Origin of the sequence: Litoribacter populi (assembly GCF_007483685.1) — a bacterium.
Classification (GTDB): domain Bacteria; phylum Bacteroidota; class Bacteroidia; order Cytophagales; family Cyclobacteriaceae; genus Litoribacter; species Litoribacter populi.
On record NZ_VMKN01000003.1, the window covers coordinates 108,532 to 126,746 of the forward strand.

The window sequence follows — 18,215 nt, forward strand, 5'->3', positions numbered from 1 at the left end:
TGATTAAATTCCAATGTTCACACCGAATGTATAGACTCTAGCTTGACCTAGGGAGTTTCTGTCCACACCAGCTGCTGAAGGTGTGTTACCGTTGGTACTGATCTCTGGATCGGAACCGCTATACTTGGTTAAAAGGAAGGCGTTTTGAACCTGACCGTAGAATCTAGCATTGCTGATTCTCATTCTTTGTGTTACGTGGGAAGGAAGCGTGTACCCCAAGCTTAGGTTTCTCACCCTCAAGAAGTCACCTTTTTCTACGTTTTCAGAAATTGGAAATGCTGATCCGTTTGAAATGTTATCGGTATAGACAACTCTTGGAATTGAACCGTTCGGATTTTCAGGAGTCCATCTGTCCAGGACATCTCTATGATTGTTCCAGAATCTCATGTCTCTCAAACCTGCCTTTGTTCCGTTGTAGATATAGTTACCACCAGAATACTGGATGAATACACCAACGTCAAAATTTTTGAATCTGAAAGTGTTATCAATACCTCCAAACCAAGTTGGAATGGTTGGTCCCATGATGATACCGTCAGCGTTTTGGGTTGGCTGAGTGGTTGGCTGACCGTCCAAGGTAGTCCATCTGGTACCTAAGTGATCATACTGCACCAAAATCTCCTCACCGGCCGGACCGCGCTTCACAAAAATTCTTCTACCATTGTCAGGGTTTACTCCTCTGGTCTCGACTACATATAAGCTACCTACTGATTCACCCACTTTTGTAATGTTTACAGTTTCTAAACCTGCTGTTGCAGAAAGTATTTGGGAACCTTCAGCCTCCAAGGATAATACTTCATTTCTCAAAGTCGAGAAGTTGAAGCTTACATCCCATTTGAAGTTAGGTCTGCTAATAGCCTTATAGGTGATGGCCATTTCGATACCTTTGTTCACCATAGATCCGATATTGGTATCGATAGAGCCGCTGCCTGTCATCACACCACCTGGAACTCCCTTCGAAGGAGCTTGTGGCACTGGCAGGATCAAACCGTCCACCAAGTTATGGTACCAAGTGATCTCACCCTCTATTCTGTCTCCGAGTGCTCCGAAGTTGATACCGTGATCAGTCTTTTTAGAAGTTTCCCAAGCGAGAGCAGGGTTAGATGGCTGGGAATAAAGGATGGTAGGATCTGATCCATAAAGGCCAGTACCATAAAGACCCGAAGAAGCAAAATTCCCAACTCCGTTGTTACCAACTAGACCGTAGCTGGTTCTAAGTCTAAAATAATTTACTGTTCTAGAGATTGAGCTGTTTTTCCAGAAACTTTCCTCAGACATGATATAACCCAAGGATCCACCATAAAAGTTACCAAACTTATTTCCTGCTGCAAATGCAGAATAACCATCTCTACGGGCATTCAAAGACACCAAGAATTTGTTGTAGAAATTGAAATTTGCTCTACTGAAGAAGGAAACCAAATAGTTCTCTGACTGAATGTTTCCAGTTGGGACAATCGTAGTGAAGTTACCTTGGTAAGACTCGAAGAAGCTATCAGCGATTACTGTTCTTTGTGCACCCCATCTTTCATCTTGGGTATATTGCTGCTCATTACCTACAAGGAAATTGAAATCGATATTTTCTCCAAAGCTTGTTCCATAGTTCAACGTATTCTGAAGGTTCCAACGGTTAAGCGTCCTGAAAGTGTTTGCCGCAAGCCCACCACTTCCAAAACCGTCTCCGTGCAAGGAAGTATAGAAAGTTTGATCTTCAACTGTCAATCGATCGATACCATATGTAGACCTGAAATTCAATCCTTCAATGATTTCAACATCACCATATACACTACCCATCAAGTGATTGTTGACAGAACTCATGCGGTTTAGGTCTAAAATTGGAGCAGGGTTTACGAATCCTGACTGTACCAAGTTGTTACCCTGTCCAAGCTGGTTGTTTGGTGTAATATTGTAGCTCCCATCAGGAAGGAAAACTGGAACGTTTGGTGCAGAAATCAAAGGGATACGGCCTAGACCAGATGTATTGAAGCCTTGTCCAGGTAGAGAACCTGTGTTTGGCGCCCGGTTTACCGTATTGGTGTAGTTCATAGTTGCACCCACTTTAAATCGGTCGAAGACCTTATGGTCAATGTTCAACCTACCGGTCATTCTTTCAAAGTCATTACCTTTGATCATACCTTCCTGAGAAGTATAACCGGTAGAAAAGTAATAGTTAGTTCTTGCATTACCTCCGGTAATACCCAAATTGTGAGACTGGCCAAGGCCTTTTCTCATCACTTCGTTGTACCAGTTGGTATCCACCACATTTCCGTTGGCATCTAAATAAGGGAAAAATGCATCATCCTGACCTGCATTTCTGCGCGCTTCATTCTTGATGGTCATATATTCCTCAGCATTCAATAGATCAAAAAGCCTAACCGGCTCAGTCACCCCAACCCAAGAGTCGTAAGTGATTCGGGAAGCGCCTTCCTGACCTCTTTTGGTAGTCACCAAGATAACACCGTTAGAAGCTCTAGAACCGTAAATAGCCGTAGCGGAAGCATCTTTTAGGATTTCCACAGACTGAATATCTGCTGGGTTGATGTTGGCAAGAGGGTTGTTGGCTGCGGAGTTGCCGGAAAGATCACCGGTGTAGGTAGGCACTCCATCCACCACAATAAGTGGATAAGAGCTCAAGCTAAGGGAGTTCACACCCCTTACCCGGATTACAGGGCGGTTGTTCAAAACACCGTTTGGAGTTACGATGTTTACACCAGCTACTTTTCCTTGCAAGGCTTGGTCAAAGCTTTGCACCGGCACATTTAATAACTGCTCACCGGACACCGAAGAAATAGCACCAGTTACCGTTTTTTTGGATTGTGCACCGTAACCCACAACTACCACTTCACCAAGTGTAGCTACATCTGGATCGAGTGTTACGTCCACAAAATCACGGTTACCAATAGTGACATTTTTTGTGGAGAAACCCACAAAGCTGATGGTGAGTTCAGTGGCTCCCTGCGGAACATTGACAGAAAAAGATCCATCGAGATCCGTTACGGTACCTGAGGAGGTACCTCTTACCAGAACGTTGACACCGGGGATGCCGCTCCTGTCTTCAGAGCTGATCACCTTGCCGTTCACCATTCTGCTTTGGGCCTGGACAGTCATGCCGACCGCCAAAACCAAAAACATGAGAAGTAAAGCTTTCTTCATTTAGGATGTTTGTGTTTAAGATTTAAGTATTTAAAAACAATATTGAATAAAATACCACTCATAAACAACATACCCCTTTTAACTAGTCATTATACCAATTAAAATATTGTATTAAAAATATTCAGAAGCTTTAACTTTTAAACAATTTCACATAACCCACTTCTTTTAAAAGAAGTAGGATTTAACCTATAAATCATATAATCTCCAAAAATGAAAAGCCGGAAGTCAAGGCGAAATAATTGAAATTTTTGAAACCGGCGAAACAGACGTTTATTTCGAATAGTCTGAAATTGTATGAAATTTCAATATATAATTTTTTAATAAATTTTAATACCCGAATTTACCCAAAGTAAAAATACAAAAAAAGGTCTTTTGGAGCTACCAAAAGACCTAATACAGTTTGTCCCGCATTTGTGTTAGAAAATATGCCCAAACCCAAAGAAAAACTGTCCTCCTTCACGGCTGTTTGCATAATCAAGCCTCAAAACAGTTGATTGATTCCAAGCGATTCGTCCCCCTACACCAGGAGCACCCCTCCATCGACGGAAGTTAATGTCAGAAAGGTGATCCCATACCGACCCCATGTCATAAAAAGGTGTCAAACCCAAGGCAAAATGCTGATTAAATGCATTGAAATCATAAAGTCTTGCTCGCATTTCCAAGTTTACCAAACCAACAGTTGGCGCCAAGAACCTTGCTTCTCTATACCCTCGAAGGGATCTTTCCCCTCCAAGGATAAGAATACCACCGGCTTCAGCCTGACTGGAAAGGTCCCACATTTCAATGAAGTTGATATTCGAACCAAAAATATGTCCCACAGCACCCAAACCGGCAAAAGTCAACCTACTTCGCCCATCTCTCCATCGGGCCAAGGTTTTTATGTATTGTCCCTGAAGCATAAACTTGTTGAAACTGAAATCTGAACCCAGCCATGGTGCTGACATTTCATGGCTATATTCCAGGAAAACACCCTCGGAAGGGTCAGGCTCTAAGTCTCGGGTATCATAAATTAACGCTCCAGCTAACATACTAGTAAAAGCATATTCTTCCTGGAAACCAGACATATTGAACCTATCCCAGGTACCATCCATCTGCTGCCGATTAAGCAATGTCTGGTTGTTAATAGCAGTCACTTCTTCACCTCCTGGCAGAAAAGCTTCTTCCGCTTCTCTTCCGGTATAATCAGTAAAGGAGGTAAAGAGCGCCTCATAGCCAAACATAAACCTCAATCTCCCTCCAAGCATCACTCTTTCCATCAAAATATTATATAGTTGCTCCCTTTGGATAAATTGATTGTAATGTGTATCAGTAGTTAATCTACCATCTGCTCCGGGCACGGCTAATGCCAAGTTGTTCTCATAATCATTTACTCGGTTGAATTGCCTAGTAGCCCCATACTGGCCTTGTGACTTGTCTGAAAATGTCAAATTGTCAAGGGAATTTCTTCCAACACCCCAATATTGAGCATTTGGATCCTCCCACACCACCGCATCAGCTCTTAACCTCCATTGGGAACCGAAAATATAAGGCACATCAAACTGAACAGCACCTCTAATCCTGCCATTTTCAAAAACGAAAAACTCTGTATTTACCCTGTAGCGATAGGGCGTAATGTAAAAGAAGGGGTCAAACTTATCCCTGTTTTGGTACAGAAAAACATTACCCCCTACTCCAAAACCCCGAATAGGATCAAATTCAAACCTTGGAAGTCCCGTGACAAAGAAGCCTTCCTTTTTGTTCAAAACATCATCTGTAGAAAGGAATTTTTCCTCAGCTACCTCAAATGGCATCCGTATCGTATCCCGGATTATCAGTCTATCCGCATTTTGGTGGCGCAAGTGACGTTCTCTAGCTGGAGCCACTTCATCTTGGGCAAAAATCAATAAGCTATTGGACATCACCAACAGCAGCAGTGATAGTAACTTTTTCATAAACTTAAAATTCAGCAGGTATTCCTGATTAATAGATAGTTTGACACCCTCCCAAAAGAATGTCCTACAAAATTACCTGGTTAAGCTAATGAGGTACTTTAGAGGTTGCTTAGAAAAAAATTAGAAACCCATTAGAATTATAAAAGTGGTAACCGAACAGTGAAAACAGCACCTTGATTTTGGGGTGATTCTATTGCTATACTACCCTTATGGATTTCAACTATCCTCTTGCAAAGCGACAATCCTACACCAGTTCCTTCTGCCCTATCGGAATTGGCTCCGCGAAAAAAGGGTTCAAAAATGCGATCCATCTCCTCAAGCTGAATACCAGGTCCATTGTCATGAAAAGAAATGATCACCTCCTTTCCTTTGTTACCCACTTTGACATGGCAACTTTGATCAGCTGAAAATTTACAAGCGTTCTCCATCAGGTTTTTGAAGGTCACCAATAGCAAATAGGAATTGCCATTAACTTCCATTTCCAAGTCCTCCGTTTCATCAAAAATGAGCTGGATTTGATAATTCTTAAAGGAGCGTTTAATTTCAATATTGCTCTCCATGAGCAACTCATCCACCCGAAGTGATGACATGGTGATTTCGGAAGTTTCATAGCTGGCCTTGGCCAAATCAAGCAAATCCTGAGTGAGCTCACGCATCCTTTTGGCATCCTCCAGACTGTTTTTGACTGCCTCGAGAAGCTCTTCCTTGCTTTTTTTCTTCAGGGTAGCAATTTCCAACTCCGCCATCAAAGCTGCCAAAGGAGTCCGAAGCTCATGGGCAATATTGGAAACGAAATTTTTCTGGGCATTGAAGGACTTTTCCAACCTGTCGAGCATATGGTTAAAACTCTGCGAAATCTCAGTTATCTCATCCTTTTCTTTCCTGGAAAGCCGCAAGTCCAAATTCGAAGCGGTGATTTTACCAATATCCTGATTAAGATTGATAAGAGGCTTTAAGGCCTTTCTGGCAAAAAAATGACTGGTAAAGTATATAACAACCAGCATAATTGCCAATATAAGCATAAGGCTATACTTCAAATTTTCCAGTTTTTGAAAGCCATAAGCATCATAGGCTGCTGCGGTAATTAGGTAGGTCTGTCCCTCATGTTCGTATCGGATGCCCACCACTTGCCAATCATCCTGCTTGAAAAAAATCTCCCCCTGACGGCTAATTCTCTCAAGCATAATTGGGGTCTCTTTTACTATATCAATCTCCACCGCATCATGATACAGCAACTCATAATCAGTAGTATAAATTGCCACCTCCTCCTGAAACAACACGTTGTAACTACTTTCATAAATAGTCTGCAAGGTCGAGGCATGGACTTTGGCCTCCAGAAGCAATTCTGCCTTGGTAATCGCTTGCAATTGGATTTTCTTATAAAACTCCTCCTCACGGTTGTGAAGGTAGGTTAGATAGATAGCATAGGTAAACCCGCCGAGCAACACTGCCGAAAATAGCGTAAAGAGAAAGGACAGCCTGCTTTTTATCTTCATGCGCTTTTAGTCAAAATGAAACCCATCCCTGGACGGGTGTGGATAAGTTTGGGCTCAAATGTCTTGTCTATTTTTTTACGAAGGTAATTGATATAAACATCAATGAAATTAGTCCCCGTATCGAAATCCATTCCCCAAACCTCCCGGGAAATTTCCTCTCTACTCAATACCTTTTCGGCATTCCGAACTAAATATTCCAATAGCTTATATTCTTTGGGGGTAAGCTTGACCTCTTGTTCGGCACGGTACACTTTTTTGACCCGGGTATCAATCTTGATGTCCTCAAACTCAAGTATAGGGTTATCCGCATTTAATTCACCGCTATAATCGGCTCTTTTGAGCAAGGATTTTATCCGCGCAAAAAGCTCTCGAATATCAAAAGGCTTAACTAAATAATCATCGGCCCCGGCATCAAAGCCCTCCAACTTATCATCTGTGGTCCCCAGAGCGGTTAGCATAATGATGGGCACACCAGCTTTTGTCTGCCGGATGGACTTACATAACTGCAACCCATTCATGAGGGGTAAAATAAGATCAACGATGAGGATATCAAAGGTTTTGTTTTCGAAAAGCCGGAAACCCATATTTCCGTCAAAGGCTACTTCCACCTCCATCCCCTTTTCCTCAAGGCCTTTTTTCAACACTGTGGCTAATCGCTTATCATCCTCGACCAGTAATAGTTTAATTTTGCCCATAAGGATAAAATTAAGCGAATCAATCCATACATACTATTAGAAAACCCTTAGAATGCGGGGATTTAACTCAGAAAAGTAACCGCAGAGGACGCAAAAGGGCGCAAAGAAATAGGCGGATATCACCTTTAATTTTTAGTAAAACTTGATTTAAAAGCCAGAATCCCTTTGCGCCACTTCCCCTTCTTTGCGGTTATTATTTTTTCTCTGTGACCTCTTTGCCTCTGTGGTTTATTTTTCCTGCATTTTTTTAAAATATAAACCCAAATCCAAACTCAAACCTATTCCCCTCGCTCTCGCCTGTCGACAGCGGCTGCCGGTTCCAGCGAAACTGATAATTGGTCTTTAGCACCACATTTCTCCTGGGGTTGAAATTGGCACCAACGGTAAGCACTCTCAAATCCGATTGGAAGCGTTCAAAATCCAGCAGGTCCGGATGTACGCTAGCATGAGTATTCAGGTGTTCATATCTAAAAAACAAGGGCAACATCACCTCCTGAGGCCTATAGTAGAAAGTGGATTTGCCTTTGAGCATATCCCTGTTTCTGAAAAAAGGCATCAGATCATATCCCACTTCCAGATAATAGCCAAAAACTTCCCGACCCAAAACTTGCCCTCCCAAAGGATCCATCTGCTCGGCAGCAGTAAGTCTATAGATTCCATCGGTATTGTTCATGCGCCCGTATGTACCCAATAGCATAAAAGTAAAATTCTCCCATTCATTCCTTACAAAAGATGAAACCAGATAAGTCGGAGCATTAATTCTTTCGGGCATTCCTATCATGGGACTTAGCTCTTCGTTATTTCCGGCGTCTGTGTAGAGTCCGGAAACATTGATTAAGGTATTTTGGAAGCCGCTGTAAGAAATCTGGCTATTCAAGAGCATAGAGTTGAAATTAAATCTCAACTCATCATCTCGGCCCCGGCGAATCCAAGTGCCACCATTATAATTTCTGGCATTTAACCCTTGATATGCAGATAGGGACCATGACCAATCCTCCCCAATGGCCCCGTAGGTCATGATACCCAAATCAATCCACTGGCTGGGAATGATGATCCTTTCCACATCTGGTCGGTTGACGGAGAAAAACTGAATCGGTTCGTCGTGATTGTTCACATATCCTATCTGCACCTGATGGGTTCCCACCCGCACATTAAAGCGGGGGTCAAGCAGAAAATCAGCAAAGACTTCTACGAACAGCTCAGTGTCCGACTCTATTCCTTGGTCGCGGAAATATTCAAAAAACAGCTCCCCATACAACACCAACCAGGGTTTGGGTTTATATGCCAAGTAACTCACAAACCTATATAGACTGGTCATGTAAAGCTCAATATCCTCACTCCCACGATCTTTAGGCCCATCATAATGAATAAAGGCTGCCTCCCCAAACCCCGAAAAAGCAAACTTCCTGTCCGTGAAATATATCTTGGATGCCGCTATAGGAAGGCCTGTCTGAGTTTGATAGGTCAAAGAGTCTATTACCCTCCAATCTTTCCGCCGTATGGTGTCCTCATGGGAAGGGTGTGTTTGGGCAATTAACTCTGTTGCTCCTAGAAGAAAAATCAATAATGAAATGTAAAAATGTTTTCTCATAATCCTTGATCAATTATGTAGATAACCAACCTTAATTAGGCCTAGTTATTAAAAACCTATTAGAATTTACTCTATAAATTCAGCAAATACCTATTGAACTTTAGTAGATCTTGCTTCATCAGAGTTATCTGCGCGCCAAGCTGGTCCAACAAATCAGCTCTACTTTTTAGCATATCGACATTATATACCCCACCACTACTAAACAAAATTTCAAGTTCATCCTCGGGCAGATCGTTGTATTCCTCCCATCTTTTCAAGAGCTTATCTCTGAGCGTATCCTCCTGCTCTGGTGGAGTAGATTGGAAATAGTACCATACAGAGGACGGAAAAACACCCACACTGTTATCCTTGTCAACAATCATTCTCAACACATTGTTGGGGTGCTCGACTTCAGTCTTCTTTTCCATACGAAGGATTTTCAGTCCAAGGTATACCTCGGTAAGTCCTCCGGCGATACCCACTAGCTCAATTTTGGTGTCACTCCCCCCGGCAAAAAGGATCACCCCCATCACTATAGAGGCTGTCGCACCCGTAATAATAGAAGCGACTGTTAGGTTTCTTTCGCGCTTTCTTACTTTTTTATCCAAAAAATCAGCCAGTTGATCCGCTTTTTCCTCTTCGCAATCCAGCCCACCAGCTATGGCCGAAACCTCTAGGCTGGTCACATTGACTTTTCTCAGGATTCTTTGAAGGGCAAGTTCATAATCTTCATCCTTTTCCTTGTCTGCGTAGGAAACCAATTGTTCCAACTCCTCCACTCCATTGGTGACGACCGCCATCCTGTAAATACTTTCATCTAGTTCGGCGGCCCATTCAGGCTTTATTTCACCTTTGAAATCTAGATGATAATCAGCCTGATTGTCATCAATAAGAATCTGTAAGCACTCTTCCTGAAAAGGAAGATCAGATTCTACCATCCGCGGCCCTGAAGCACAGCTGCTGAGCAAAATCTGAAAGATTAAAAAGTAGGAAACAAGTCTAATCATATAGACTTAATTCAAATCTTAAAGAAATGTTATGATAGCAATAATTCCAACAACTAATAAGTAAGCAGCGAAATAGATCAACTTCCCTCTCTTGACAATATTAATCATCCACACGCAGGAAATCCAGCCGGAAATGAAGGCGGCCACAAACCCCGTAATGACAGCTGCGCCTGAAATACTTCCGGTAATAGTGGGGTCTTGAAAGTACTTGATAAACTTAAGTAAAGAGGCACCGACCAAAGGCATAAGAATCATTAAAAAGGAAAATCTCGTGGCTTTGTACTTATCCACTCCGATCAACAAAGCTGTAGCAATGGTACTCCCAGATCTCGATATTCCAGGCAACAATGCAATAGCCTGAGCACAACCTATCAAAAGAGCCTTTCCATAGGTAACGTCAGTGCCTTTTCCTTTGCTGAAATGGGTCATTGCCAGCAATAACGCGGTCAGTAAAAACATGAAACCGATAAATAGCACCCTTCCGGCAAACACCTCCTCAATATAATCTTCCAAAGTGAAGCCTATTATGGCTAATGGAATAGCTGATAAAACCAATTTAGCCACATAAGACTTGCTTTCCGACCACTCAGTAGTGAATATGCCCTTAAACAAATCTGCTATATCCTTTCGAAATACGATAATGGTACTTAGGGTAGTTCCTGCATGGACAATTAATTGAAAAATTAAGTTGTCAGCTGGCTCGACATTGAGTAAATAAGTCCCGATTTCTAAATGTCCACTACTGCTGATAGGTAAAAATTCAGTAAATCCTTGGATCAAACCCAGGATGAAAGCTTCTAATATTCCCATTGATGATGTTAAATTGATATTTAAAAATAGGGCGGCAAGATAAAAAACTCTGCCTTCAAAGCCATTCCCCTTTTCAAAAAACCTGCCAAATCACGCAAAAACCTGCCAGGTTTAAATTTACCTCACGAAAACCTGGGGAGGTTTAATTTATCTCAGAACCCATGCAAAAACCTCATCATATGCATAATGTCCTGCTTCATGATGTTGACCTGCGCGGTGATGTTTTCCAAAAGGTCTGATCGGGTATGTAGCTGCTCAGCATTGTAAGTCCCCTTTTCTCCCATGAAAAGATCAAAATCCTTGTCAGCATACTGGGTATATGTTTCCCAGCGCTCAATCATCTGATCGCGGAGAGGTTTTTCCATCACTTCTGAAGTCTCATTGAGGTAAAACCAAACCGCAGGGGAAAAAATACCCGCTGAATTATCCTTTTCTATTACCATTTCAATGATATTGACCGGGTGTTCTACTTCCATCTTGCGAGTCAATAAGAGTATTTTCACGGCAATGTATACCTCCACAAGTGCTCCGGCCAAGATCACGCCTTCCACCGCTGGACTTTGCCATCCGCCCAGATTGGTAACCCCACGTGCGGTGGCCATCCCTGCCCCAATGGTTATTGCGGCCACGGTGAGCTTTCTTTCTTGGTTTCCCACTTTCCGGTCAAGGTATGTTGCCAACTGGGTGCTATTCTCTTCCTCGCAGATCAATCCGCTAGCAATGGCCGAAACCTCCATTTCAGCAAGGTCTACCACACGGATCAACTGGTCCCTCAACCTTTTGATATCCTCCTCCGGCTCCTCATCCATTTTCATCTGCACCAGCCGCTGGAGGTCTTCTTCCATCTCCAAGGCCAAACTCAAAAAATGCTTTCTGCGGTCAATTTCATCCTGGTACTTTTCATCAAGTTCCTTAAACTCTATATCTGTTGGGGTAAAATGCTTGTCTACAAGGGTAGAAAAGCACTCTGCTTGAATAGGCAACTCCGTGGAAACCACCTTTTTCTGCCCGATACAACCGGTGAGTAAAACGACAAAAAATATAAAGTAAATATGACTTTTAAGCATAATTTAGGCATAAAACACACCCATTTAACTCGCAGGGGGGCCATTTGTTATGAAACCACATTACTTGTATGGAGAAGCATAATCCGTAAAGTATTTATTAGTAAGAAGGGAAAGGTAAGAAGTCAGAGGTAAAACCGTTTACTTCTGACTTCTTACCTCTTACTAATTCCTCTCTGTGTCCTCCGCGCCTTAGTGGTTGTTATATCATGATAATCTACTTCCGTTTCGCCCTGAAAGTCCCATTCGGCTGCTCAAAAACCGCTTCGTTAATCTTATCCTCCTCATCCCGATCAAACCGAATCTTGAATCCTTCCACAATTTTCAACGTAAAGGTATCCTCTTCAATAGCCAGCAAATCATACTCAGGCTGGCCAGGGACAAAAAGGTAAAGTGTGGAATCATCGCCTTCTTTGAGGTAAAAGCGGATGGTCTGCCCACCCAAACTGTATTCACCTTCATACTCCTTCATTTTTTCCGTATCAACCTCCACCTCTTTGGGCTTTCTTCTAAACTCCAAGGCATCCACGGTGGGTTCCAATTTTACAGTCAGGGCAGAAATGTCCCCACTGTCCCCAATCCTGAAATTCAGCCTCAAAGGCGACATCTCCAGCGTATCAGGCAGGCCATTTTCCACAGGGTAAGGCATGAAGACATTATAGTGAACATGTTTGAGCCACATCGACTCCTTCTTAGTCTTTGCATACAAAGAGTCATTTTGTACTTCAATGGTAAACTTGCCATAACCTGGATTAGTGTAATCCCCCTCAAATTCTCTCAAATTATGGGTAGGCTTGGTGCCTCTCTTCTGGCTTGAACTCATTGATACTTGCACTGAATCCTGCTCAGCCTTTGCTTTGTCTGCTCTTTCCTTTATCAGGTTGTTCCAGTCTGTTGATTCAACGCTCAGCATCTTGTCTGAAATGATGTTTCTAACGATATTCGGTACTGAGGAGCCGTTTTGATTGACCAATACCGCAATCCCCACACTGTCAGTTGGGTAGAAGGCAACATTAGCCGAAAAACCATCAATATTGCCTCCATGCTCTACTCTGTAATGTCCTTTGTAGGAGCTTACCATCCAGCCATAACCGTATGAACTCAAGTGCAGGTCAGGTTGGTCGGCGGTAGGGGGGCCTGAGCTCATCACCATATGAGGACTGATGGCCTCTTGAATATAACCTGGGGAAAGAATCTGCTCATCATTATATTTTCCGCCATTGATCCAAGTGATCAGCCATTTGGAAAGGTCTTCCACGTTGCTGTTGATACTTCCCGCCGGACCCATGGCCGCAATGTCATAATAATCCATTTTGGTAACTATGGAGTCATTTTTCAGCTTGTAGCCAAATGCTGCTTCCTTGCCGTTTTTCAATCCGTCGATTTTGGCAGTCGAACTGGACATGCCCAGGGGCTCAAAAAACTGCTCGGCAATATTATCCTCCCAGCTTTTACCATATAGCTTTTCAGAAATCACCCCCTGAAGCAAATACATGAAATTGTTGTAATACCAGGTCTCTCGGACCTTGGCAAATGGCTCATGATGGGCAATTCGCTGCACCAAACTGTCACGGGAATCAGTAGAAAAAAGATACCAGCTAATATCGTGTCGGGGCAGTCCGGTCCTATGAGTCATCAAATCTCGGATAGTCACCATGTTGTTTAACTCATTATTCTTGAACTGCAATTCGGGAATATGCTTGATTGGGCTATCCTCAAGTTTGAGTTTGCCCTCATCCCGCAGTTTCCCCATCAGTGCCGAGGTAAAAGCTTTTGAACTAGAACCGATGGCATATAGTGTTTGTGGAGTAGCTGGCAACTGGTTTTCATAATCCCGATACCCGAAGCCTTTACTGTAAATCACTTTATCCTTATCCACCACCACTACTGAAAATCCTGGCGCTTGCCAAGTCTCCAATACTTTTTCCAATTCCTCTTCAAGACCCTCGAGACGCTTGTCCTGAGACATCACTGAAAAATTAAAGCCTACCAACAGGCCTAATAGCACACCTATCTTTTTCATAAAAATCAACATTTAACGTTATCCGAACGGAATTTAGGTAAAAATGTCGAAAATATGACTAAAAAACATTCAATAATAAATGATTTATCGAAAAGGATATTAAAAAGTTAGTAGACACCTTCTATATCATTTAACCAATCGATATTTCATCCTTTTATAGGTATAACTTGGCAGGGCACGAAAGGACAGAACAATCACTATGGTCAATAATACAGAAGCAAACATAAAAACAGTATCAAGACCGAACCCAAAATCCACGATTGCCCCGAACGCAAATGGACCAATTGCCGTACTCATCACCATTAGGGAGGTGAAAATGCTCCTTACCGAACCAATCGACCGCGTGCCGAAAAACTCAACCTGAAGCGCAGACTTCAGGGCACCCCCAAAGCCAGCCGAAAGCCCCAACAGTGTCATATAGACAAATACCGCAAAGCGGAAGTCCAAAAACCAGATGCTGAACACTCCCAGCAAAAACGGTATCAAATAAAAAGGGAAAAACACTTTTGCGGTATACTTATCAATCAGGGGGCCGGCGAAGAGAATAGCTACAGAACCTGCAATGGCATATGCCGTTAAGCCCATTGCCATCCATTCCAGTGACCATCCTTTAAAATCGGCTATGGCAAATTGATAAAAGAAAAGACCGGTTACGGTAAATGAAAGGACAAAAACATTTGGGGCAAGCGTCCAGAAACTCTTAGATTTGAGTATCTGCCATTGGCTAATGTTTGCTTCACTCTCCCGTGCCGTTTGGCTCAAAGGTCGACTTTCCTTTACCACCAAGTGCTTCTCCTTAATTAATCCATAGACAAAAGCAGGCACCAATAAAAGCACTGCGGCTGCACTGAACCAGAGAGAACCCCTCCAACCAAAAATTGCAATTACTCCAAGCACCAGCAAAGGCAAAAACGCCTCGCCAAGTGGATGACCCAAGGAGGCCAGACTGATGGCCTTTCCCCGGCCATCATCGAAATACTTGGACATGGAGGTAATGCGGATCATCGAGGTACCCAGAATAAAAAATAACAGAAGGACTATGGATATATTCTTAAACATGATATTAGGCTTGACTTAAATAATAAGCTATTTTAGCATACAAAGTTTATAAGCATACCCCCCAAATTCAACCCTTCTCTTAGGAGAGGTGCAGGAATTTGAACGATAGATATATGGTCAGAAGAACGGAAAAGGCGAATAGCAAAAGTTACATTTCAATTACTTTCATATCTTTTACCCTAATTCTCTTATCCTCATGCAAGTCCTTACAACTAACCACCATGGATGAACCCATAACCCCTCCAGAGGGATACGAATTGGTCTGGCATAATGAATTTAATTATAAGGGACAACCTAACCCTGAATTCTGGACTTATGAGGAAGGTTATATCAGAAACCTTGAGCTACAATACTACAGGCCTCAAAACGCTAAAGTGAAAAATGGCAAATTGGTAATAGTAGGCAGAAAGCAGAGAGTAAAAAACCAGGATTACGATCCTTCAAGCGAAAATTGGAAAAGCGAAAGGGAATATGCTGAATATACTTCCTCCAGTATTACCACCCAAGGAAGGAAGGAATTCAGGTATGGCATTTTTGAATTCCGAGCTAAACTTGATCCCGCCGAAGGCCTCTGGCCAGCCATTTGGACCCTGGGTACAGAAAGACCTTGGCCGGAAAACGGGGAAATAGATATCCTCGAGTTTTTCCGCATCGAAGGCGTACCCACCATGGTTACCAATGTGGTTTGGCTAGATGAAAACGGAAAGCCCTACCTGGAAGACAGCAAAACTCCTCTCAGCCATTTTACACAACAGGACCCCAAGTGGCTTGATAAATTCCACATTTGGAAATTGGAATGGACCGAGGAGCACATCAAAATCTTCATCGACGACATCTTGTTCAATGAAGTGGCTCTGGATGACACCTATCAGCCAGATGGCTACAACCCTTTCCACGATCCACATTATATCTTAATTAACCTAGCCATTGGGGCCGGGGGTGGTGACCCAAGCCAAATCCGCTTTCCCAGAAAACTGGAAGTGGATTATGTGAGGGTTTTTCAGAAGAAAAGTTAGGCACCTACCAGGAGGTAACCCAATAGGCAGGCTGCACAATTTTTTTCCTACCTTTATATCAATGAAAAAGTCAATCACCCTATCAGTTTCCGGTATCCTCGCTTCTATCACCGCTTCCCTCTGCTGCATAGCCCCTGTTATGGCCTTTTTAGCAGGTTCGGGTGGCGTGGCTTCCAATTTTGCTTGGGTTGAACCTTTCAGACCCTTTTTATCAGGCATCACGGTAGCTTTCCTAGGATTGGCCTGGTACAATCAAATATCCCAATCGAGAAAAACTACCCCAGATTGCAGCACTTCATGCGATCCTAAACCTTCCTTCCTACAAGGCAAAGCATTTCTGACAGCCGTAACCGTTTTTGCTTTTTTAGCACTCAGTTTTCCTTCTTATTCCTCTTATTTTATACCCTACAGCGGAAGAGGTACCAGATGAGGCATTGTTTAATACTCATTCGGTGGAGTTCAGTGTAAAAGGGATGACATGTAGCGGCTGTGAGCCAACTGTTAACCTTCAAGCCAAGCAAGTTGATGGTGTGATCCAATCTCACACCTCCTTTGATGAATCCAAGGCCGTAATCATATTTGATCCAAGCCGAACCTCAGCTGATGAAATCCTCGTCGCGTTAAATAAAACCGGATATCGAATAGACCTAAAGAAATAGATATGTCAGCCCAATTAGCCTCCACGATCACCTGCCCTTTCTGTGGACACCAAAAAGAAGAACAAATGCCCACCGACGCCTGTCAATTTTTCTATGACTGCGAAAACTGCCAGGTTGTTATTAAGCCAAAAGCCGGAGACTGCTGCGTATATTGCAGCTACGGCACCGTCCCTTGTCCCCCTATACAAAAGGGAAAAAGCTGTTGCTAACCCGTTGTCCCGAAGCTGCGCCTCGGGACTATGAAAATTGAGGCTTTGCCTCTAAAATTAACCGCAAAGACCCCAAAGTAGCGCAAAGAACTTAGAGTTATATGCCTCCCCTTTGCGCCTCTTAGCGTCCTTTGCGGTTTATCTTTTCTCATGACCCCAATTATTTAGTAAAACATTTAAGGGTAATTTTAGTAACTTTATCATATGGACTCCGAGGAAAAAATATCCAAAGCAGAAGAACCCTTAGCTGCTTATCCAGGCAAATACTCTTATGCCGACTACTTGACCAGGGATATGGGGGAGATGGTGGAAATCATCAAAGGCAAGGTCTACAAGTGACAAAAGCAAATTGGACGAGGCAGGTTGCGTGGGTGCACCAGATTTAATTGTAGAGATCCTTTCCCCAAGCAACAACAAAAAGGATTTGAAGATCAAGTACGAGCTTTATCAGGAATACGGGGTGAAAGAATACTGGATACTTCACCCCATTGCCCAAACCTTAATCATTTACACGATTGAGGACGGAAAGTACCTAGCTTCCCGGCTTTTTGGTACGGGAGATAAGGTGGCTTTCTGAATGGGCGCTGCGCGCATTCAGAAATTTAGGGGTTTAGGCGCGAGGCGATGCAACCTTCATCCCAAAACTTCTAAACAATCCCGCACCGCATAGAGCGCAGCTATGCGGTGCGGGATGACTAAACTCCTAAACCGAAATTAACCATCTACTTATCAGATACATTTCCTACAATTTTGTATTTTTAAGATATGAAAACCGAAGAGGACATATCCAAAGCAGAAGAACCCTTGGCCGCTTATCCGGGCAAATACTCTTATGCCGACTACTTGACCTGGGATATGGAGGAGATGGTGGAAATCATCAAGGGTAAAGTCTATAAGTGGACTGCGGCTCCGAGCAGAATACATCAGAAAGTAGCAGGTAATTTGACAACAGCATTCAATAATTTCCTGAAAGGCAAACCTTGTGATATTTATCCAGCCCCATTCGATGTACGCCTACCCCAAAAATCTCTGAAGAACGAGGATATTTTTACCGTCGTCCAGCCAGACATCAGCGTCATCTGTGATAAAGCCAAACTAGACGATGCCGGCTGCCTTGGCGCTCCCGATCTTATCGTGGAAATCCTTTCGCCCAGCAACAATAAAAAAGATCTTAAGATTAAGCACGATTTATACTTAGAGCATGGTGTCCGAGAATATTGGATCCTGCAACCCCTTGACCAAACCCTTATCATTTATATGATGAAAGAGGGGAAATATATACCCTCCCGACTATTCTGTGCGGGTGACACCGTCCGCTCCACGGTGCTGGAGGGATTCAAATTGGATCTTGAGGAGTTTTTTGGGGATATGGAGTAATCAGCCGTCTTCATTTGTATGTCCCTGATATAGGTTGACCACTTTTACTCAATTCTATATCATGAAAGCAAACTTAAAATCCATCAACAAGACAAGGCAATTCAGTGTGGAGTTCAAGAAATCAATTGTTGCCGAATTTGAAAAAGGTAACT

The 18,215-nt window shown here is 42.9% G+C and carries 15 protein-coding genes and 1 pseudogene; 6 read left to right on the forward strand and 10 right to left on the reverse strand.

Translation table 11 applies throughout. The features are described from left to right. Positions 1–3 precede the first annotated feature (3 nt). The 10 genes from FPL27_RS19240 to FPL27_RS19285 form a co-directional block, all read right to left on the reverse strand. Positions 4–3,147 (reverse strand): SusC/RagA family TonB-linked outer membrane protein, encoded by a 3,144-nt coding sequence (locus tag FPL27_RS19240; RefSeq protein ID WP_143962867.1) that lies wholly within the window; start codon positions 3,145–3,147, stop codon positions 4–6. A 416-nt stretch (positions 3,148–3,563) separates the two neighbouring features. Next, positions 3,564–5,078 carry an Omp85 family outer membrane protein gene (gene omp85 / locus FPL27_RS19245; protein WP_143962868.1) on the reverse strand — a complete coding sequence of 505 codons (1,515 nt, stop codon included), beginning with the start codon at positions 5,076–5,078 and terminating at the stop codon, positions 3,564–3,566. Positions 5,079–5,215: 137 nt separating this feature from the next. After that, positions 5,216–6,574, reverse strand: coding sequence for an ATP-binding protein (locus tag FPL27_RS19250; RefSeq protein ID WP_143962869.1), 1,359 nt, complete (start codon positions 6,572–6,574; stop codon positions 5,216–5,218). Next, positions 6,571–7,269 carry a response regulator transcription factor gene (locus tag FPL27_RS19255; RefSeq protein ID WP_143962870.1) on the reverse strand — a complete coding sequence of 233 codons (699 nt, stop codon included), beginning with the start codon at positions 7,267–7,269 and terminating at the stop codon, positions 6,571–6,573. Before FPL27_RS19255 ends, FPL27_RS19250 begins: the two co-directional genes overlap by 4 nt. Before the next feature lie 247 nt (positions 7,270–7,516). After that, positions 7,517–8,860 (reverse strand): porin, encoded by a 1,344-nt coding sequence (locus FPL27_RS19260; RefSeq protein ID WP_143962871.1) that lies wholly within the window; start codon positions 8,858–8,860, stop codon positions 7,517–7,519. A 71-nt stretch (positions 8,861–8,931) separates the two neighbouring features. Beyond that, positions 8,932–9,846, reverse strand: coding sequence for a hypothetical protein (locus tag FPL27_RS19265; RefSeq protein WP_143962872.1), 915 nt, complete (start codon positions 9,844–9,846; stop codon positions 8,932–8,934). 18 nt (positions 9,847–9,864) lie between these two features. Further along, positions 9,865–10,656, reverse strand: coding sequence for an undecaprenyl-diphosphate phosphatase (locus FPL27_RS19270; protein WP_143962873.1), 792 nt, complete (start codon positions 10,654–10,656; stop codon positions 9,865–9,867). Between the two features lie 152 nt (positions 10,657–10,808). Then, positions 10,809–11,723, reverse strand: coding sequence for a hypothetical protein (locus FPL27_RS19275; protein WP_143962874.1), 915 nt, complete (start codon positions 11,721–11,723; stop codon positions 10,809–10,811). Positions 11,724–11,937: 214 nt separating this feature from the next. Next, entirely contained in the window at positions 11,938–13,743 is a 1,806-nt protein-coding gene (locus FPL27_RS19280) for a serine hydrolase (RefSeq protein WP_235893502.1), read from the reverse strand. Positions 13,744–13,869: 126 nt separating this feature from the next. Then, entirely contained in the window at positions 13,870–14,802 is a 933-nt protein-coding gene (locus FPL27_RS19285; RefSeq protein ID WP_143962876.1) for an MFS transporter, read from the reverse strand. Between the two features lie 221 nt (positions 14,803–15,023). Between FPL27_RS19285 and FPL27_RS19290 the strand changes: the two genes are divergently transcribed. The 6 genes and pseudogenes from FPL27_RS19290 to FPL27_RS19315 all read left to right on the forward strand — a co-directional run bounded on the left by FPL27_RS19290 (position 15,024) and on the right by FPL27_RS19315 (position 18,063). Then, positions 15,024–15,818 carry a glycoside hydrolase family 16 protein gene (locus FPL27_RS19290; protein WP_185974425.1) on the forward strand — a complete coding sequence of 265 codons (795 nt, stop codon included), beginning with the start codon at positions 15,024–15,026 and terminating at the stop codon, positions 15,816–15,818. 61 nt (positions 15,819–15,879) lie between these two features. Continuing rightward, positions 15,880–16,248 (forward strand): mercuric transporter MerT family protein, encoded by a 369-nt coding sequence (locus FPL27_RS19295; protein ID WP_143962878.1) that lies wholly within the window; start codon positions 15,880–15,882, stop codon positions 16,246–16,248. A gap of 22 nt (positions 16,249–16,270) precedes the next feature. Beyond that, positions 16,271–16,477, forward strand: coding sequence for a cation transporter (locus tag FPL27_RS19300; protein WP_143962879.1), 207 nt, complete (start codon positions 16,271–16,273; stop codon positions 16,475–16,477). Positions 16,478–16,479: 2 nt separating this feature from the next. Then, the gene (locus tag FPL27_RS20085; protein WP_143962880.1) at positions 16,480–16,686 is read left to right on the forward strand and encodes a GDCCVxC domain-containing (seleno)protein; all 207 of its coding nucleotides are present in this window, start codon (positions 16,480–16,482) and stop codon (positions 16,684–16,686) included. 204 nt (positions 16,687–16,890) lie between these two features. Next, a pseudogene (locus tag FPL27_RS19310) lies at positions 16,891–17,263 on the forward strand (Uma2 family endonuclease). Between the two features lie 188 nt (positions 17,264–17,451). Beyond that, a complete protein-coding gene (locus FPL27_RS19315; protein ID WP_143962881.1) occupies positions 17,452–18,063 on the forward strand; it encodes a Uma2 family endonuclease in 612 nt (203 codons plus the stop codon). The last annotated feature ends 152 nt before the right edge of the window (positions 18,064–18,215 follow it).